The 19132-nt window shown below is 71.8% G+C and carries 13 protein-coding genes; 11 read left to right on the top strand and 2 right to left on the bottom strand.

Annotation, left to right across the window (positions count from 1 at the left end; translation table 11 throughout):
- Positions 1 to 541 precede the first annotated feature (541 nt).
- From QRX50_RS03560 to purH, 7 genes are all read left to right on the top strand, one after another.
- Complete coding sequence (locus tag QRX50_RS03560) at positions 542 to 2857, top strand: hypothetical protein (RefSeq protein WP_285970568.1); 2316 nt, start codon at positions 542 to 544, stop codon at positions 2855 to 2857.
- A gap of 117 nt (positions 2858 to 2974) precedes the next feature.
- On the top strand, positions 2975 to 4144 hold the full coding sequence (gene sucC, locus QRX50_RS03555) for an ADP-forming succinate--CoA ligase subunit beta (RefSeq protein ID WP_285970567.1): 1170 nt from the start codon (positions 2975 to 2977) through the stop codon (positions 4142 to 4144).
- A 1-nt stretch (position 4145) separates the two neighbouring features.
- The gene (gene sucD, locus QRX50_RS03550; RefSeq protein WP_285970566.1) at positions 4146 to 5033 is read left to right on the top strand and encodes a succinate--CoA ligase subunit alpha; all 888 of its coding nucleotides are present in this window, start codon (positions 4146 to 4148) and stop codon (positions 5031 to 5033) included.
- A gap of 210 nt (positions 5034 to 5243) precedes the next feature.
- Complete coding sequence (locus QRX50_RS03545) at positions 5244 to 5945, top strand: DUF5336 domain-containing protein (RefSeq protein WP_285970565.1); 702 nt, start codon at positions 5244 to 5246, stop codon at positions 5943 to 5945.
- Positions 5946 to 6260: 315 nt separating this feature from the next.
- Positions 6261 to 7943 (top strand): cell division protein PerM, encoded by a 1683-nt coding sequence (locus QRX50_RS03540; RefSeq protein WP_285970564.1) that lies wholly within the window; start codon positions 6261 to 6263, stop codon positions 7941 to 7943.
- Positions 7944 to 8020: 77 nt separating this feature from the next.
- Positions 8021 to 8638 (top strand): phosphoribosylglycinamide formyltransferase, encoded by a 618-nt coding sequence (gene purN, locus QRX50_RS03535; RefSeq protein WP_285970563.1) that lies wholly within the window; start codon positions 8021 to 8023, stop codon positions 8636 to 8638.
- Positions 8635 to 10197, top strand: coding sequence for a bifunctional phosphoribosylaminoimidazolecarboxamide formyltransferase/IMP cyclohydrolase (gene purH, locus QRX50_RS03530; RefSeq protein WP_285970562.1), 1563 nt, complete (start codon positions 8635 to 8637; stop codon positions 10195 to 10197). Before purN ends, purH begins: the two co-directional genes overlap by 4 nt.
- A 40-nt stretch (positions 10198 to 10237) precedes the next feature.
- Here the strand turns inward: purH and QRX50_RS03525 are convergent, their stop codons facing one another.
- Both QRX50_RS03525 and QRX50_RS03520 read right to left on the bottom strand, forming a co-directional pair.
- Entirely contained in the window at positions 10238 to 10744 is a 507-nt protein-coding gene (locus QRX50_RS03525) for a GNAT family N-acetyltransferase (RefSeq protein ID WP_285970561.1), read from the bottom strand.
- A gap of 117 nt (positions 10745 to 10861) precedes the next feature.
- Positions 10862 to 12019, bottom strand: coding sequence for an epoxide hydrolase family protein (locus QRX50_RS03520; protein WP_285970560.1), 1158 nt, complete (start codon positions 12017 to 12019; stop codon positions 10862 to 10864).
- 254 nt (positions 12020 to 12273) lie between these two features.
- Between QRX50_RS03520 and imuA' the strand changes: the two genes are divergently transcribed.
- From imuA' to QRX50_RS03500, 4 genes are all read left to right on the top strand, one after another.
- Positions 12274 to 12996, top strand: a complete 723-nt coding sequence (gene imuA', locus QRX50_RS03515; RefSeq protein ID WP_285970559.1) for a DnaE2-dependent mutagenesis accessory factor ImuA' — start codon at positions 12274 to 12276, stop codon at positions 12994 to 12996.
- 331 nt (positions 12997 to 13327) lie between these two features.
- Positions 13328 to 14896: a DNA polymerase Y family protein gene (locus QRX50_RS03510; protein WP_285974345.1), complete on the top strand. Its 1569-nt coding sequence runs from the start codon at positions 13328 to 13330 to the stop codon at positions 14894 to 14896.
- 83 nt (positions 14897 to 14979) lie between these two features.
- Positions 14980 to 18315, top strand: coding sequence for an error-prone DNA polymerase (locus QRX50_RS03505; RefSeq protein ID WP_285970558.1), 3336 nt, complete (start codon positions 14980 to 14982; stop codon positions 18313 to 18315).
- Between the two features lie 65 nt (positions 18316 to 18380).
- Entirely contained in the window at positions 18381 to 18968 is a 588-nt protein-coding gene (locus tag QRX50_RS03500) for a pentapeptide repeat-containing protein (protein ID WP_285970557.1), read from the top strand.
- Positions 18969 to 19132: the final 164 nt, after the last annotated feature.

Raw genomic sequence — 19132 nt, 5'->3', positions numbered from 1 at the left:
GGTGATCACCCGATCGCCCGATCAATCCACCGACGTGCGCCGAGGCCTCGCCGACACCGGTTGCGGACCCCGCGAAGCCGTGCCCACCGCCACGGGCGGCCGGTCGCGCCCGCTTCCGCTGCGCGCGCCGCTCATGTCCGGTTCTTGAGCGCTGTCCGCTTCGAGCTGGCCGCCGTCCTGTGATCGGCAACGCGCACGGGGCCGCTCGCTCCGGCTCGCCGCAGCACCGGACTCTCGACACTCCGCCCGCGACCTGCGCTTGTTCCGGGCTGACACCCTGCGCCCGACCTGATCGCAATGGCCTGGCGGAGGCCAAGTTCTTGCTTCCTGCAGCCCGCCGGCCGGTGCCCTGTGTCGATTCGCCAGCCGCTGCAGCGGCGCCGCTGGGCGTCGAGCAGCTTTCGCTTCCTCTGGCCTCGGCCGGTGCCTGCTCCGCCAGCGCCCGTTCGGGCCCTCGCCCTGCCGGCCGCCCTTCGCCCTCCGGGTCCCTGCCTCCCACTGCGGAGGCCGCGCGATGTCCGACTTGCTAGCGTCGCGTCCGATGACTTCGTCCGAAGGACCCCACGACGGGGACTCCTCCCCGGCCCGTTCCGGTTCCGACCCGGACAGCCCCAGGCCGCCCGCCGGCCACCGACGGCCCAGCCTCGCCGAGCGCAAGGCCGCCGCCCGGGAGCGCGCCCGCGTCGAGACCCGCCGCGAGCGCCGGGCGAGCGGCCGCAAGCCCGCCGACGGCTCCGGCCCCGCGGCCGACCTCGATGCCGCCGGCGGTGTTTCGTCCCGCGCGAATGGCAACGCGCCCGCGAATGGCACGCCGACTGCTGAACCGCGCATCGCGCAGCGCGGCGCCGGCCTCGACCGCGGCGACACCGGCGAGAGTCGCGGTGCGAGTGGTGAGCACGCCCCCTCGAACACCTCGGCCGGCCGTGCCCGCGGTGCGGGCCACCGAGGAGCGAGCAGTGCGCACGGTGGAGGGGGCGCGAGTGGCGGCGGCCGTGACGAGACCGAAGCCGCGAGCCCGGCCCAGAGTGCAGCGGGCAGTGGTGGCGTCACCCGCACCAAGCCCACCGGTACCAACTCCGGCGCCGCAACCACCGACCCCGGCCAAACCCCCACCCCCCACTTCGACCCCGACCTCGAATACGCCGACCGCACCCCGTCCCCACAGCTCAAAACCGCCGTCGCGCTCCTCGTCATCGGTGCGCTTGCCCTGGCGGCCGGCGCGATTCTCCCCGTCTCGCCCGACTCGAACCCGGGTTACCTCGCATGGCCCCTCCTCGCCATTCTCGCCCTGGTGCCGGCCGGGATCGGCGCCGCGGCCGCGTACAGCGGCAGGCACGGGCTGGCCGCCGGGCTCACCGTGGGCCTGGCCGCGCTCGCCCCGGGCCGGCTGCTTCTCGATCTGCAGTTCTTCGCCAACGGCTCCAAAACCGTCCGCCCCGAGCTGTACCTCCCCGACCGCCTGCTGGACCGCAGTGCGGTCGGTGCCGGGTTCTGGCTGCTTGTCGCCGGCCATGTCCTCACGATCGCGGCCGGGATCGCGGCCGGGCAGGTGGCGCGGCAGCTCAACGAGGTCGCGGGCGACGACGGCGGGCGACGGCGCTGGCGGCTGGTCGTGCCGCTGCTCACGATCGCGGCCGGTGTCGGGCTGTTGATGGCGCCCGTGATCTCGGACAACCCGTTCTTCCCGGCGCACTCGGCGTTCGAAGGTCCCGGCCTTGCGCTCACCGGCTACGTCGTCATCGCGGGCGCGCTGCTGCTCGCCGTCGTGCTCGGGTTCGGCGCGGCGTCCGACGGCGTGGCGCGCGGGACGCTCGGCGGCGCGGCCGCGGCGACGTTCGCCGTGGCGCTTCCGCCGCTGGTCGGCGGGCTGGCGGTGGGCGGGCTGCACCTCGCGTGGGGACCGGTCGTCGCCGTCGTGGCGATGTTCCTCGTCCTTGTTCTCGCGCCCCTCGCGACGCCTCAGATCACCCAGGTCGAACGCACGGACCTCGCCGGTGAAGCGCGCGTCCCGAGTCTCACGTTGTGGCGCACCGCCACGGCCCTGCTCGCCTTGCTGACGGCGGTGGTCGGAGTCGTGGGCGCCCTCGCCCCGCAGCTCGACACAGCGACCGCGACCCAGAGCCCCGCCCGCTGGCTCCTGCTCACGGCCGCGATCCTCGTCGCCCTGCCCGCGCCGTTCCTGTTCGCGTACAAATCGGCCCGCGGCATCCTCGCCGTCATCTGGGCCGCTGTCGTCCTCGCCGGCACGGCCGTGCTCAGCACCGCCATCACGGCGTCACAAGCGACCGGGCTGACAGGGCTGGACGGCCTCGGCGGCACCATCAGCTACCACCTCGGCGCCGGCGCCGTGTTCACCACGATCGCGCTCGGCCTCGCCGGGCTCACGGCGCTCGCGGCCGCCGTCACCGGCGTCGTCGAGCGCGACGACGAAGGCACGGAAGGTCCGCGCCCCCGGGTGCTGCTGCCCGTCGCCGTGGCCGCGATCCTGTCCGTCCTCGCCTTCGGCACACCGGTGTTCGCCGCGCCCGGCTACTCGGCGCCCGGGCTCTGGTCCGATTTCGACACTCCGTCGTGGGGACTGCTCACCGCGCTCCTGGTCGTTCTCGGCGTGCTCGCCCTGAGCGTCCGCTCCCGGCCCGGCGCCGCCGCGGCCGCGCTCACCGGCGCGGTGCTCGTGCTGGCCGTCCACGTGGCACAGCTGCCGCTCGTCGGGATCGCCGGACGGACGCCCGCGCTCGGGTTCTGGTTCGGCCTCGCCGCGATCGTCGTCACGGCAACAGCCGCCGCGACGGCCGCCGCGGGGGGCGAAAAAACGGCCTCGGTGGGCGGACTCACACCCCCTGACCGCGCACGGTGACCGACTTCACCAGGTGCGGAGTCCCCTGCTTCTGCGCTGGTCGCTAACCTCGACTGGTCCGACAGCGCGGTTCGGTAACGGACCACCACAGTGGCGTGTCGTCAGGAGACTGGAGTAGTGGACCTCTACGAGTACCAGGCGAGGGATCTCTTCGCCGCCCACGGAGTACCGGTTCTGCCGGGCTCGGTGGCAAACACCCCCGAAGAAGCCAAGGCCGCCGCGGAGCAGATCGGCACCCAGGTCGTCGTCAAGGCGCAGGTGAAGGTCGGTGGCCGCGGCAAGGCCGGTGGCGTCAAGCTGGCCCAGACGCCGGACGAGGCCAAGGAGAAGGCGGAAGCCATCCTGGGTCTCGACATCAAGGGCCACATCACGCGCCGCGTGCTCGTGGCGGAAGCGTCGGACATCGCGTCCGAGTACTACTTCTCCTTCCTGCTGGACCGCGCGAACCGCACGTTCCTGGCGATGGCGTCCTCCGAGGGCGGCATGGAGATCGAGCAGCTCGCGGTGGAGCGCCCCGACGCGCTCGCGAAGATCCCGGTCGACGCGATCGCCGGTGTCGACAAGGCGAAGGCGCTCGAGATCCTGAAGGCCGGCAACTTCCCGGCCGACATCATCGACGAGGCCGCCGACGTGGTCGTGAAGCTCTGGGAGACCTTCGTCTCCGAGGACGCCACCCTCGTCGAGGTCAACCCGCTGGTGCGCGACCCCCAGGACAAGATCATCGCCCTCGACGGCAAGGTCACCCTGGACGAGAACGCGGACTTCCGTCAGCCGGGCCACGAGGCCCTGGTGGACAAGGACGCGGAGAACCCGCTCGAGGCGAAGGCGAAGGCCAAGAGCCTCAACTACGTCAAGCTCGACGGCGAGGTCGGCATCATCGGCAACGGCGCCGGGCTCGTCATGTCCACTTTGGACGTGGTGGCGTACGCGGGTGAGAAGCACGGCGGCGTGAAGCCCGCCAACTTCCTCGACATCGGCGGCGGCGCGTCGGCCGAGGTCATGGCGGCCGGTCTGGACGTCATCCTCAACGACACCGACGTGAAGAGCGTCTTCGTCAACGTCTTCGGCGGCATCACCGCGTGCGACGCGGTGGCCACCGGCATCGTCGAGGCGCTGAAGATCCTGGGCGACGAGGCCACCAAGCCGCTGGTCGTCCGTCTGGACGGCAACAACGTCGTCGAGGGTCGCCAGATCCTGGCCGACGCGAACCACCCGCTCGTCACCGTGGTGGACACAATGGACAACGCGGCCGACAAGGCTGCCGAGCTCGCCGCGGCAGGTGCGTGAGATGTCGATCTTCCTCAACGAGAACAGCAAGGTCATCGTCCAGGGGCTCACCGGCTCCGAGGGCATGAAGCACGCCACGAAGATGCTGAAGTCCGGCACGAACATCGTGGGTGGCGTCAACGCCCGCAAGGCCGGCCAGACCGTGAGCATCGAGGGCAAGGACCTCAAGGTCTTCGGCACCGTCGAAGAGGCGATCAAGGAGACCGGCGCCGACGTGTCGGTCATCTTCGTGCCGCCGAAGTTCGCCAAGGACGCGGTGCTCGAGGCCGTCGACGCCGAGATCCCGCTCGCCGTGGTGATCACCGAGGGCATTCCGGTGCACGACTCGGCCTACTTCTGGGCCCACGCCGTCGCCAAGGGCAACAAGACCCGCATCATCGGCCCGAACTGCCCGGGCGTGATCAGCCCCGGCAAGTCCAACGCCGGCATCATCCCCGCCGACATCTCGGGCCCGGGCCACATCGGCCTGGTCTCGAAGTCCGGCACGCTGACCTACCAGATGATGTACGAGCTGCGTGACATCGGCTTCTCCACCGCCGTCGGCATCGGCGGTGACCCCATCATCGGCACCACCCACATCGACGCCCTCGAGGCGTTCGAGAAGGACGCCGACACCAAGGTCATCGTGATGATCGGTGAAATCGGTGGCGACGCCGAGGAGCGGGCCGCGGCCTTCATCAAGGAGCACGTCACCAAGCCGGTGGTCGGCTACGTCGCGGGCTTCACCGCCCCCGAGGGCAAGACCATGGGCCACGCGGGTGCCATCGTGTCCGGTTCCTCCGGCACGGCGGCCGCGAAGAAGGAGGCCCTCGAGGCTGCCGGCGTGAAGGTCGGCAAGACCCCGAGCGAGACCGCCGTCCTCGCGCGCGAGCTGTATAACAACCTCTGACCTGCATAAACGCTGGTCACACGGGCCGGGCACCAGGATTGGTGCCCGGCCCGTGGCGTTTCCGGCCGCAACCGAACGGGCATCCCGTGCGTCCAACGGCCCGGACGGGGGACCCTCGGATGCGCTAGCGTTCGGCGACGCGGCCGTCACGTGATTCGTCCGGGTGCCACCTTCCCCCGGAGTTGCCGGCGAACGACAGGAGAGCTTCCGATGACCTTCCCCAGCGGCGGGCCTGGCTACCCCCAGCAGGGCGGTGGCCAGCAGCAGCCCCAACAGGGACCGCCCCCGTCCGGCGGGTTCCCGCAACAGCAGCCGCAGCAGGGACCGCCGTCCTCGGCCGGGCCGGTGCTGCCGCAGAACCTCCCGCTCGTGCTCGCGCTCGTGGTGACCGTGCTGGGCATCGTCCAGTACTTCATCGGCTTCTCCGACGAAGCGGGTGACGTCGGTCAGGAGACGATCTTCCTGCTCACCGGTGGCCTGCTCGCGGCGCTGCACGCGCTGCCGAAGGCGCCGCGGGTGCTGCCGTTCGCCGCGCTGTTCAGCGTGGTCGGCGCGCTCGGAGCACTCGACACGGTGGTGGCCGAGCGGAGCACGCCGGGCATTGTCACGGTGGTGCTGATCCTCGGCATCGTGCAGATGCTGGTCGCGGTGGCCGCGCTGCTGATGGAGTACGGCGTGCTCAAGCCGCCGGCGCCGAAGCCGGCCGCGCCGCACTACCAGCAGTACGGCCAGGCCGGCCCCTACCAGCCGCAGCAGCAGCCGGGCCAGTACCCGCAGCAGCCGGGCGCGACGCCGCCGGGCCAGCAGGCGACCACGTACGCGCCGCAGCAGGGCCAGTTCTTCCAGCAGCCGCAGGGGGAGCAGGGCAAGCCCCCGGGCACACCGCCGGGCGGCTTCGGCCAGCAGGGCTGATCGCCGGAGCCCGGCCCGACCCGCCCCAATGTGACGGGCCGGTGCTCCAGCCATGCCCCGCCGCAACCCTCAACGGAGGCGCTCAGCGCCCATGCCCTGTTCAGCGCACCGAACGCCACATTGGGTGCGTTGAGCGCAACCAACGCCGCGTTGGGGCGCTGTCACCTCGTGAAAACACCCGCTGTGACTCTCCGTGTCACAGCGGGTGTTTTTTGTTGTCCGGGTGCCCCCGACCGGGTGGGTTAGCTTGGCCATGCCTGCGGCGGGCGGCGTGCCTCACCCGGACGGCCCAGCACGGGTGTCAAGGTGCGAAGCATGCAGCAGCTCACCAGTTCTCCACGCCCGCCGGGCGGCGAGCCGGTGGGCGACACCGTCGAACTCGACGCCGAGGCCGCACCGGCCACCCGGGTGCGGGTGTTGCTCACCGCCGCCTTCGGTCCGCTGATCACGGAGTACGCCGTGGTCGCGACGCTGGTCGCGCTCGTCGCGCTGACCGCCGAACGCACCGCGTTCTCCGCCGCCGGCGTGCTGCTCTCGGCCGGCCCCGGCTGGCTCGCGGGGTTCCAGGTGCAGCTCGGCATCGGCGGCCACCTGCTGGGCGTGCTGCCGCTGCTGCCGACGATCGGCGCCGTGTTGCTCGTGGCTCGCGCCGCGTCCGGCGCCGCCCTGCGGCTGGGCTGCACGACGCTGCGGCAGACCGTCCCCCTGATCTCCGTGATCGGCGCCGCCCACGCGTTGTTCGGCCTCCTGATCGGGCTGCTCTCGCTCAGCGCGCCGGTGCGGGTGAACCCGCTGCTGGCGTTCGTGGTGCCCGGCGTGTTCGCCGTGGTGGCGGCCACGGGCGGTGCGGTGCGCCGCTGCGGTCTGCCCGCGGCGGTGGCCGAACGGCTCGACCCGGTGGCCGTGCGTGGCCTGCGGGCGGGCGCGCTGGGGCTCGCGGCGCTGCTGGCGGTGGGTGCGATCGTGTTCGCGGTCGCCACGGTGTTCTCGTGGTCCACTGTGGACGATCTGTTCGAGCCGTCGTTCGGCACCAGCTTCGGGCTGTTCGTGCTTTCGGTGGCCTACCTGCCCAACGCCGTGGTGGCGGCGCTGTCGTTCGTCAGCGGGCCCGGGTTCACGATCGGGTCGCTCGACGTCAGCCTCGTCGGCTACCGCGGTGGCTCCGTGCCCGCGGTGCCGCTGCTCGGCAGCATCCCCGAGCACACGGCTGCGTGGTGGCCCGTGCTGCTGGTGCTGCCGGCGGCCGTCGGCGCGCTGGTCGGCTGGTCGGTGCGCCACGCGGACGACGACCCGGCCGGCCGGATCCGGATCGTCGCCGTCGCGGGCGCCGTGGTCGGGTTCGGCTGCGTGGTGCTGGGGACACTCGCGGGCGGCCGCCTCGCCGACGGCCCGTTCGACCCGGTCAGCGTGCCGGTCGGGGTGGCGTCGATCGTGGCGGCCTGCTGGATCGTGATCCCGGGTGGGTTCGTGGCGTTCTTCGCCGGTGAGCACGCGCCGGCCGCGCCGCCGGACACGCTGGAGGTCGAGGAAGAGTTCGGCGACGAGGACCTGGCCGAAGACACCGAAGACACCGAAGACACCGAAGACACCGAAGACACCGAAGACACCGAAGACTCAGACGAGACCGACGAGCTCGAAGAGTCCGAAGAGGCCGAGGAGTCCGAAGAGGATACGGACGAACCGGGCGAGGAAGACGTCGACGAGCTCGATCCCGACGAGGTGCTCGAAGACGTCGACCCGGAGGAGCTGGACACCGACGAGTTCGAGGCCGAGTTCACCGAGCCGGAACCGGAGCTCGAAACCGCTCCCCAGCCCCGGCAGCCCGACTACGACGAGTACGACGCCGAAGCCGAGGCCGAACTGGGCCTCGAGCTGCCCGAAGACGTCCCGCTCGACCAGCGGGAAACCGGCCCGGAGCGTGCCTCCGACGGGCCCGGAGCTGTGACCGAGTCCACCGACGGCTCCGGTGAGGACGAGGGCCGCGAGCGCGACCGTTAGGGTTGGGGTGACCTGGTGAAGCGCGGTGCGCCCGAGGTGCGCCGCCGCCGTGCAAGGAGCCCGTTCTGGCCAGCCGCTTGGACCTGCCGACCCCGGTGAAGATCGTCGTGCTCGCGTCCGGTTCGGGCACGCTACTGCAGGCGGTGCTCGACGCCGTCGCGCGCCCCGCGTTCCCGGCGCAGGTCGTGGCCGTGGGCGCCGACCGCACGGGCATCGAGGCGCTGGCCCGCGCGGAGCGCGCGAGCGTGCCGTCGTTCACCGTCCGCGTCGCCGACCACTCCGACCGCGAGGCGTGGGACAAGGCGCTCACCGAGGCCGTCGCCGCGTACTCACCCGATCTCGTGGTGTCGGCGGGGTTCATGAAGATCCTCGGCGCGCAGTTCCTGTCCCGGTTCGCGAACCGGGTGATCAACACGCACCCGGCGCTGCTGCCGTCGTTCCCGGGAATGCACGCGGTCGCCGACGCACTGGCGGCCGGCGTGAAGGTGACCGGTTCGACCGTGCACTTCGTCGACGCGGGCGTGGACACCGGCCCCGTCATCGCCCAGGAGGCGGTGGTCGTGGAGGCCGACGACACCGAAGACGTCCTGCACGAACGGATCAAGGCCGTGGAACGCAGGCTGCTGGTTGAAACGATCGAGCGACTCGGCCGTGGTGGCTGCACCGTGGACGGACGAAAGGTGAGGTTTTCGTGAGCACTGCAGAGGGACGACGCCCGGTCCGGCGCGCGCTGATCGGCGTCTCGGACAAGGCCGGCCTGCTCGAGCTCGCGACCGGTCTGCACGCCGCGGGCGTGGAGATCGTGTCGACCGGCGGGACCGCGAAGGTCATCGCGAACGCCGGGGTCCCCGTCACGCCGGTCGAGCAGGTGACCGGGTTCCCGGAGTCGCTCGACGGCCGCGTGAAGACGCTGCACCCGCGCGTGCACGCGGGGCTGCTGGCCGACCAGGACAACCCCGACCACGTCGAGCAGCTGCGGAAGCTCGAGATCGCCGCGTTCGACCTGCTCGTGGTGAACCTGTACCCGTTCACGCAGACGGTCGCCTCCGGCGCGAGCCCCGAGGACTGCGTGGAGAACATCGACATCGGCGGCCCGGCGATGGTGCGCGCGGCCGCGAAGAACCACGGCAGCGTCGCGGTTGTCGTGGACCCGTCGCGCTACGCATGGGTGCTGGAGCAGGTCTCGGCGGGCGGCTTCGAGCTCGTCGACCGCAAGCGGCTCGCGGCGCAGGCGTACGCGCACACGGCGGCGTACGACTCGGCTGTCGCGTCGTGGTTCGCCAACGTGTACGCGCCGGCGGACGACTCCGGTTTCCCCGACTTCCTGGGCGCCACCTGGGACCGCGCCGATGTGCTGCGCTACGGCGAGAACCCGCACCAGAAGGCCGCGCTGTACCGCAGTGCGCAGCCGGGCCTCGCGCACGCGGAGCAGCTGCACGGCAAGGCCATGTCGTACAACAACTACGTCGACACCGACGCCGCTCGCCGGGCCGCGTTCGACTTCGCCGAGCCCGCTGTCGCGATCATCAAGCACGCCAACCCGTGCGGCATCGCGGTGGGCGCGGACATCGCCGAGGCACACCGCAAGGCGCACGCGTGCGACCCGGTTTCGGCCTACGGCGGCGTGATCGCCACGAACCGGCCGGTCACGGTCGACGCGGCGGAGCAGATCGCCGAGGTGTTCACCGAGGTCGTGCTGGCGCCCGACTTCGAGCCGGAAGCACTGGAGATCTTGCAGCGCAAGAAGAACGTGCGGCTGCTGAAGCTGCCCGTGATCGAGAACCCGGCGCCCGTCGAGCTGCGCCCGATCTCCGGCGGCGTGCTCGTGCAGACCGTCGACGCGATCGACGCGCCCGGCGACGACCCCGCCAACTGGCAGCTCGCCACCGGCACGCCGGCCGACTCGGCGACCCTGGCCGACCTCGCCTTCGCGTGGCGCGCGCTGCGCGCGGTGAAGTCCAACGCGATCCTGCTGGCCCACGACGGCGCGACCGTCGGCGTCGGCATGGGCCAGGTCAACCGCGTCGACTCGTCACGGCTGGCCGTCGCGCGCGCGGGCGACCGGGCGAAGGGTTCCGTCGGCGCGTCCGACGCGTTCTTCCCGTTCCCGGACGGGCTCGAGGTCCTGCTCGAAGCCGGCGTGCGCGCCGTCGTGCAGCCCGGCGGCTCCATCCGCGACGCCGAGGTGATCGCGGCGGCCGAGAAGGCGGGCGTCACCCTGTACCTGACGGGGACGCGCCACTTCGCGCACTGAGGTTTTCCCGGGGCCGGCTCTTTTTCGGGGCCGGCCCTTTTTATTCGCGAAGGCGCGCGTACACGACTTCGTCGCGGTAGGCGCCGTCTCGCCAGGTCACCTGGCACATCAGGCCTTCCCGGTGGAAGCCCGCCTTCTCCAGCACGCGCTGCTCGGCGAGGTTCTCGCTGTCGGTGAACGCCTCGAGCCGGTGGGCGCGCGTGAAGCGGAACAGGTGCTCGACCAGCAGCCGGTGGGCCTTCGTGCCGAGGCCGAGCCCGCGGTGGTCGGGCAGCAACGTCACCCCGATCTCGAAACAGCCACCCGCCGGCCCACCCCGATCGGCGGCCTCCCAGCTCGCCATCCCGGCCACCACGCCGTCCACAGTGACCGCGAGGGCCGTGGACTCGTCGCCGATGAACCCGTCTTCGGCGAACCGCCGCCGGCGGGCCTGCGTGTTGGTGAACCCGGCCCACTGGAACGCGCCCAGCACCTCGGGCTCCGCGGCGAACCGATCGAGCACCGGCAGGTCTTCCTCGGCGAAGGGCCGCAGGGTGAGGTGTTTCATGCTGTGTCTCCACCAGCTTCGCTCGGACGTGGTGCGGGCCGGTGGCCCCGCTAGTCCCAGTGTATCGCGGTCGCGGAGCGTGTTGTGGTTGTCGTGCTTCGGGTTCTGAAACTCTACTTAGGACGGTTGTGGGCGCAACGGGCGGAAGAACTCGCGGATCTCGGTGACGAGCTCGTCCGGCCGCTCCAGTGCCGCGAAGTGACCACCGTCGTCGAACCGGGTGAATCGTGTCAAGTTGTACGCGCGCCGCACCCACTCCTCGGGCGGCGTGAAGTTGTCCTTGGCGAAGGAGGCGAAGCCGGTGGGCGTGGCGACGTAACCGGGGGTGTTGCGGCCCAGCATGCCTTCGGTGTGCATGGTTTCGTAGTAGAGGCGGGCGGAGGTGGCGATGGTGCCGGTCAGCCAATAGAGGGTGATGTCGGTGAGGAGTTCGTCCTTGCTGAACACGGACTCGACGTCGCCGCCGCAGTCGCTCCACGCGCGGAACTTCTCGACGATCCACGCGGCCAGCCCGGCGGGAGAGTCCGACAGCCCCGCGGCGAGGGTGGCCGGCTTGGTGCCCTGGAGCTGGGCGTACGCGCCTTCGGCGGTGAAGAAGTGTTCGGCCTGGGCGAGGAACGTCTCTTCGGCGGGGGTGAGCGGGGTGCCGTCGAGCGCCGGCGTCGCGCCCATCAGGTTGAGGTGGATGCCGGTCAGGTGCTCGCCGTGGTCGCGCCCGAGGCGGCTGGTGATCTGCGCGCCGAAGTCGCCGCCCTGCGCGGCGTAGCGCGAATAGCCGAGGACGTCGGTCATGAGTCGGTCGAACAGGTTCGCGATGGTCGTCGGGTTCATCCCGGGTGTGCCGGGGTGCGGGGAGAACCCGAAGCCGGGCAGGCTCGGGGCGACGACGTCGAACGCGTCGGCCGAGTCGCCGCCGTGTGCCGCGGGGTCGGTGAGCGGGCCGATGATCTTGGTGACCTCGAAGAACGAGCCCGGCCAGCCGTGCGAGAACAGCAAGGGGAACGGCCGGGGCCCGGTTCCCTTGCTGTGGACGAAGTGCAGCGTGGTGCCGCCCACGTCGGCGACGAATTGGGGGAGCGCGTTGAGCCGGTTTTCGGCCGCGGGCCAGTCGAATTCGGTGTGCCAGTAGTCGACGAGCTCGGCCAGGTAACCCGGCGGTGTGCCGTGGGTCCAGTCGTGCCCGGACAGCGCGGGTGCGAAACGGGTTCGGGCCAGGCGGTCTTTCAGATCGATGAGCTGTGCTTCGGTGGTTTCGCTGCGGAACGGGCGTAGCACTCGGGGTCTCCTTCGCTGTGATCTCCCTTCGAGAATGCGGCCGCGGTGGGGACGAGGCTGGCAGGAACTCGACATCAGGCCCGGCTTGACACGGCTGCCGGATCCCGGTCTACTTGAGGCATCGAACAGGTGTTCGATGCAGGGTGTCGAGGGCCGCCTTCCCCGCGGTGCGTCGGTGCTCGTCCTGTGGGGCCCTGGCCTGGGCCTGCGGTGAGGGTGGGCGCCGGCGTGTGCGTGGAGGGGAGGGGTGTGCGGTGACGGCAGTGGTGGAGCCGGTGGCTCGGCTCGCTGCGCTGCCCGGCGTGAGCACGGCGAGCCGGGTCGCGGAGCAGGCCGAGCATGCCAGGGCGACGGGAAGGGTGCTCCCGGTGTCCCCGGCATTGGCCGGTCTGCTGCCCGACGCGGGGCTCCGGCGCGGGAGCACCGTGGCGGTCCACCGCTCCCCGTCGCTGCTCCTCGCCCTGCTCGCCGAGGCCACCGCCGCCGGGTCGTGGGCGGCGGTGGTCGGCGTGCCCTCCCTGGGCATCGCCGCGGCGGCGGAACACGGCGTCGAGGTGTCGCGCCTCGCTCTCGTGCCGCGCCCGGGCGCCGAGTACCCGGCAGTGGTCGCCGCACTCCTCGACGGTGTCGACCTCGTGGTCACCGAGCCCCGCTCCGTCCGCCCCGCGGTCGCGCGGCGCCTCTCCGCCCGCGCCCGCCATCGCGGCACCGTCCTGCTCACCCTTGGCCCCTGGCCCGCGGCCGACGTGGAACTCCACTGCGTCCCGGACGAGTGGACGGGGTTTCTCGGCTCCGGGGCGGGGTTCCTGCGCTCCCGGCCCGCCGAGGTGCACGCGCGCGGGCGGGGTTCCGCTGCCCGGCCCCGCTCGGTTTCCGTCGCGCTGCCCGGTCCCGACGGCCGGGCGCTTCCGGTGGAGCCGCTCGCGATGCCGGTGGGTCTCCCGCTGCAGCGTCTCGACGAGGAGGCCGTGGGATGACCGCCGCCTTCGCTCCGGACTTCACGCGGGATGGTCCTGAGAAGGTCGGCAACGGCCGTGGCGCCGAGCTGGAGATGACCGTCTGCGCGAGTTTCGCGCTCGCCGGTGTGCCGCGTGGGTCGACTGTGCGGCGCCGGCGTGCGCCCGGGTCGCGTGGCGCCGCTCGGGTGACCGCGGGAGCCGGGCCGTGCGGATTCGAAGCGTGGTCCACTGCAGCAGGTCCGGCGCAGAGCCGCGGGACTCGCGTGACTTCCGTCCACATCAGACACCCCGAGGCGGCCGGATGACCATCACCCACGAACCCCCCAGAACCACGGGCCTCCCCACCCGGATGCTCGTCCTCTGGTGCCCCGACTGGCCCGCCGTCGCGGCGGTGGCCGCGGCCGGCGCGCCGCTCACCAAGCCGGCCGCGGTGTTCCTCGCCAACCGGGTCGTGGCGTGTACCGCGGTGGCGCGCAAGAACGGCGTGCGGAGGGGGATGCGGCGGCGGGAGGCGGAGTCGAAGTGTCCCGAGCTGGGCGTGTTCGGCGTGGACGACGGGCGGGACGCGCGGCTGTTCGAGAACGTCGCGCGCGCCGTGGAGGAGCTGGTCGTCGGGCTGGAGGTGGTGCGGCCGGGGCTGATCGCGGTGCCCGTGGCGGGTGCGGCGGGCTACTTCGGCGGCGAGCACCCGCTCGCGGAGAAGCTGCTGGACCAGGTGGCCGCGGTGGCGGGCGTCGAATGCCAGGTCGGGGTGGCGGAGGGGCTGTTCGGGGCCACGATCGCGGCCCGGCACGGTGAGTTCGTGTCGCCTGGGGAAACCGCGCGATTCCTCGCGCCCCTGCGGGTCACCGAGCTGGACCAGCCCGACGTCGAGCGCAAGGAGCTCGTCGACCTGCTCACGCGCCTGGGCCTCAAGACACTCGGGGCGTTCGCGGAGCTGACCGAGCGCGACGTGATGTCCCGCTTCGCCCTCGACGGTGTGCTCGCCCACCGCCTGGCGCGCGGGCTGTCGGAGCGCCCTCCGCTGCGCCGCAAACCGCCGGCCGACCTCACGCTCACCGAGGAGTTCGACCCGGTGCTGGAGCGCATCGACGTCGCGGCGTTCCTCGCCAAGAACCTCGGCGCGCGGTTCCACGCGGCCCTCGCCGACCGCGGCCTGGCGTGCACGCGCCTCGGCATCTACGCCACCACCGAGGGCGGCGAGCAGCTCGGCCGTGTCTGGCGCTGCGCGGAACCCCTGACCCCCCAAGGGGTCGCCGACCGCGTGCGCTGGCAGTTCGAGGGCTGGCTGAAAGGCAAGCGGCCCACCTCGGGCGTCGCGCGACTGCGGCTGGAGCCGGAGGAAACGGTCGAGGGCAAGTCCCTGCAGCTCGGCCTCTGGCACGGCGGTAACCGTAGCGAGGACGATGAGCTCACCACCGAACGCGCCGCCCGCGCCTTCGTGCGCGTGCAGGGCCTGCTCGGCCCCGAAGGCGTCGTCACCCCGATCCTCGACGGCGGCCGCGACCCCGCCGGCCGCGTCCGCCTCATCCCGTGGGGCGACCCGCGCGAGCCCGTCTCGCCACCGGACGCCACGTGGCCGGGCCGCCTGCCGGCGCCGTCACCCGCGACGGTGCTCGAACAACCCGTGCCGGTGCGGATCGTCGACGAGCAGGGCGTGCCCGTGGGCATCACCAGCCGCAAGCAGCTCACGGCGCCGCCGTGCCGGCTGAGCGTGACGGGCGGCCCGCCGCGGACGGTCCTCGACTGGGCCGGCCCGTGGCCCGTCGCGGCCAGCCGTCGCGCGGCCACGCCGCAACAGGCCCGCCTGCAGCTGCTCCTGGCCGCCGCCGGACAAGACAACGCCGACGAAGCCGTGCTCGTCCTGTGCTCCGGCACCGAAAATCCTGTGTGGACAGTGGAAGGGATCTACGACTGATGGACGACGAAACCGAAACCACCTACGTGCGCCGCGAACCCCCGCTCATCCCGGGGCCCCGCAGTTCCCCCGAAAACGACTAGATGGGCTGGAACAACCCGCCCGTGCCCTGGCAGGACCTCGCGCGAGCCCTGTCCGGCGACGGTGGCGTGCCGCCCGGCGACCACGGCGACAGCCCGGCGTGGGGCCGAAAGCGCGACGTCTACCGCCGCCCCGCCGACGTGCCGCCGCCGCGTAGCGAGGTGGAGTCCGGGCCGCGCGTGCCCTACGCCGAGCTGCACTGCCACTCCAACTTCAGCTTCCTCGACGGCGCCAGCCACCCCGAGGAGCTCGTGGAGGAGGCCGCGCGGCTCGGCCTCGACGCCATCGCGCTCACCGACCACGACGGCATGTACGGCGTCGTCCGCTTCGCCGAAGCCGCGAAGGAGCTGGGCGTCGCCACAGTCTTCGGCACCGAGCTGAGCTTCGGCCTCTCCGCCCCGCAGAACGGCGTCGCCGACCCCGAAGGCGAGCACCTGCTCCTGCTCGCGCGCGGCGACGACGGCTACCGCAGCCTCTGCCGCGCCATCACCGCCGGCCAGCTGCGTGGTGACGACACCCCGGACCGGGAGCAGGCCGAAAAGGGCCGTCCCGTCTACGATCTGCGCGCCGTCGCCGAGGAAGTCACCGGCCAGTGCGCCGTGCTCACCGGCTGCCGCAAGGGCTCCGTCCGGCAAGCGCTGCTGAGCGAAGGCCCGGCCGCCGCGGCCACGCAGCTGAGAAAACTGGTGGAGCTCTTCGGCCGCGACAACGTCTACGTCGAGCTCTTCGACCACGGCCAGCCCCTCGACAGCACCCACAACGACCTCCTCGCCGACCTGGCGAACGACTTCGGCCTGCCCACCGTCGCCACCACCGCCGCGCACTACGCCCGCCCCGAACGCGGCCGCCTCGCCGACGCCGTCGCCGCGATCCGCGCGCGCCGCAGCATCGACGACCTCGAAGGCTGGCTGCCCAGCGACGGCGCCGCCTTCCTGCGTTCCGGCACGGAAATGGCCGAGCGTTTCCGGCGTTACCCCGGCGCAGTGCAGCGCTCGGCGCTGCTGGGCGTGGAATGCTCGTTCAAGCTGGAACTCCTCGCGCCCGAGCTGCCACCGTTCGACGTGCCCGAGGGCCACACCGAGACGACATATCTGCGCGAGCTCACGATGAAGGGCGCCGCAGAGCGATACCTCGGCAAGGAAGACGAAACCGCCGGGTACGCCCAGATCGAGCACGAGCTGAAGATCATCGAAGACCTGGGCTTCCCCGGTTACTTCCTGATCGTCTGGGACATCGTGCGCTTCTGCCGCGACAACACCATCCTCTGCCAGGGCCGGGGCTCGGCCGCCAACTCCGCCGTCTGCTACGCGCTGGGCATCACCAAGGTCGACCCGGTGAAGTACAAGCTGCTCTTCGAACGCTTCCTCGCCCCCGACCGCGACGGTTACCCCGACATCGACCTCGACATCGAGTCCGACCGCCGCGAAGAGGCCATCCAGTACGTCTTCGCCAAACACGGCCGCCTCAACACCGCACAGGTCGCCAACGTGATCACCTACCGCGCCCGCTCCGCGATCCGCGACGCCGCCCGCGCGCTCGGCTACTCACCCGGCCAGCAGGATGCGTGGAGCAAGCAGATCGACCGCTGGGGAGCGCTGCGCAGCACCGAAAAGGACCACGACCACGACATCCCCGACGACGTCGTGCAGCTCGCGTTCGCGCTCGAGGACTTTCCACGCCACCTCGGGATCCACTCCGGCGGCATGGTGATCTGCCAGGAGCCGGTGAGCCAGGTCGTGCCCGTGGAGTGGGCGCGGATGGAGAACCGCAGCGTGGTGCAGTGGGAGAAGGAGGACTGCGCCGCGGCCGGGCTGGTGAAGTTCGACCTGCTGGGCCTGGGCATGTTGTCGGCGCTGCACTACATGCTCGACCTCGTCGAGGAGTACAAGCACGAGAAGATCGACCTGGCCGACCTGGATCTGAAGGACCAGAACATCTACCGGATGCTCTGCCGCGCCGACGCGATCGGCGTGTTCCAGGTGGAGAGCCGCGCGCAGCTGGCCACGCTGCCGCGGCTGCGGCCGGAGGAGTTCTACGACCTGGCCGTGGAGGTCGCGCTCATCCGTCCCGGGCCGATCCAGGGCGGCTCCGTGCACCCGTACATCCGGCGCAAGCAGAAGCGCGAGGAGTGGGAGTACGACCACCCGCTGCTGAAGAACGCGTTGCACAAGACCAAAGGCGTGCCGCTGTTCCAGGAGCAGCTGATGCAGATCGCGCTCGACGTCGCGAACTTCACCGCGGCGGAGGCCGACCAGCTGCGCCACGCGATGGGGTCCAAGCGCTCCGAGCGGAAGATGGAGCTGCTGCGCCGGCGGTTCCTCGACGGCGCCACCGCCAACGGTCTGGAGCTGGAGCTCGCGGAGAAGATCTTCCTGAAGCTCAAGGCGTTCGCGAACTTCGGCTTCCCGGAGAGCCACGCGCTGAGCTTCGCGTACCTGGTGTTCGCGAGCGCGTATTTCAAGTACTACCACCCGGACGCGTTCTGCGCGGGGCTGCTGCGCGCGCAGCCGATGGGGTTCTACTCACCGCAGTCTTTGGTGGCCGACGCGCGGCGCCACGGCGTCACGGTGCTCGGCCCCGACATCAACCGCAGCGTGGCACACGCGACGCTGGAACCGTTGCCGGACAACGGAAAACTTCACGCGGTCCGCGGTGGCCTCGGCACCGTGCGGCTGATCGGCGACGAGTTGGCGGAGAAGATCGTGGCCGAGCGGTCACACGGGGAGTTCGCGAGCATGTCCGACCTCGCCCGCCGCGTGCGGCTCACCGCGCCGCAGCTGGAGGCCCTCGCCACCGCCGGCGCCTTCAGCTGCTTCGGCGGCGACCGCCGGCAGGCCCTGTGGTCCGCGGGCGCCGTCGCGCAGGACCGCCCGGAGAAGCTGCCCGGCACGGCGCCCGGCGTCGACGCCCCGACTCTGCCGGGCATGGACGAGCTCGACCTCGCCGCCGCCGACGTTTGGGCCACGGGCCTCTCGCCGGACAGCTACCCGACGGAGTTCGTGCGCGACCACCTCGACACCCTGGGCGTCGTCCCAGCCGCCCGCCTGCTCGACCAGCCCGACGGCGCCCGCGTCCTCGTCGGCGGTGCCGTCACGCACCGCCAGCGCCCCGCCACCGCCGGCGGCGTCACCTTCATCAACCTCGAAGACGAGACGGGCATGGTCAACGTCGTCTGCACCCTCGGCCTCTGGCAACGCTTCCACCGCGTCGCGCGCTCCAGCACCGCTCTGCTGGTCCGCGGCGTCGTCGAAAAGGCCGACGGCGTGGCGAGCGTGCGGGCTCAGAAGCTGGAGCCCCTGCCCCTGCGGATCAGGGCGAAGTCGCGGGACTTCCGGTGACCGCCGCGGGCCCGGCGCGGACGCCATGCGCCAGGCCCGCTGAAGCCGTGTGACATCCTGTCGAGGTGATCGAGACCGGTGAGGACTACCGCGACGCCGTACTTTCCGGGCAGTGGTGGGAAAAGCGCCAGTTCACGGGCTGCGACTTCACCGAGGCCGACCTGCGTGACCTGCGCACGCGCGGCTGCACGTTCGACAACTGCGACTTCACCAAGGCCGACCTCGCCGGCTCGCGCCACGACGCGTCGGCCTTCCGCAGCTGCACGTTCGACCGCGCGGTGCTCGCCGACAGCCGGTGGTCGTCGTGCTCGCTGCTCGGTTCGTCCTTTGTGGACTGCCGGTTCCTCGGCATCGCGCTCACGGAGTGCGACCTGTCGCTGGCCTCACTCGCCCGCGGCCGGCTGCGCAAGCTGCACCTGTCCGGCCTGCGCATGCGCGAGGTCAACCTCACCGAGGCCGACCTGACCGGCTCCGACCTGCGCGACTCCGACCTCACCGGCGCCCGCCTCCTCGGCGCCAAGCTCCCCGGTGCCGACCTGCGCGGCACCCGGCTCGACGCCAACGCCCTCGTGCAGGCCGACCTGCGCGGCGCCTACGTCGACGTCGAGACGGCCATCGGGTTCGCCGCCGCCCACGGCCTCATCGTCAAGTAAAACCGGTCACGAACCGGCCGCCTGCCCGCGCACCGGCACATGATGGTCGTGTGCAGCCCGACGACGAGGTTGTCCTGCGGCCGGCCGGCGATCCCGAGTACTTCCCGGTCGGCGTTAAGCACCCCGGCACCCGCGGCACGTGAGAAAGGGGGCGGGACCCGCAG

Origin of the sequence: Amycolatopsis sp. 2-15 (assembly GCF_030285625.1) — a bacterium.
In the GTDB taxonomy this organism is placed as follows: domain Bacteria; phylum Actinomycetota; class Actinomycetes; order Mycobacteriales; family Pseudonocardiaceae; genus Amycolatopsis; species Amycolatopsis carbonis.
This window is presented reverse-complemented; position numbering and strand designations above follow the sequence as displayed.

Coding starts and splice junctions, on each gene's coding strand:
- QRX50_RS03560 (WP_285970568.1), top strand. CDS start 542: ATGACTTCGTCCGAAGGACCCCACGACGGGGACTCCTCCCCGGCCCGT.
- sucD (WP_285970566.1), top strand. CDS start 4,146: ATGTCGATCTTCCTCAACGAGAACAGCAAGGTCATCGTCCAGGGGCTC.
- QRX50_RS03545 (WP_285970565.1), top strand. CDS start 5,244: ATGACCTTCCCCAGCGGCGGGCCTGGCTACCCCCAGCAGGGCGGTGGC.
- QRX50_RS03540 (WP_285970564.1), top strand. CDS start 6,261: ATGCAGCAGCTCACCAGTTCTCCACGCCCGCCGGGCGGCGAGCCGGTG.
- QRX50_RS03525 (WP_285970561.1), bottom strand. CDS start 10,744: ATGAAACACCTCACCCTGCGGCCCTTCGCCGAGGAAGACCTGCCGGTG.
- QRX50_RS03510 (WP_285974345.1), top strand. CDS start 13,328: ATGCTCGTCCTCTGGTGCCCCGACTGGCCCGCCGTCGCGGCGGTGGCC.
- QRX50_RS03505 (WP_285970558.1), top strand. CDS start 14,980: ATGGGCTGGAACAACCCGCCCGTGCCCTGGCAGGACCTCGCGCGAGCC.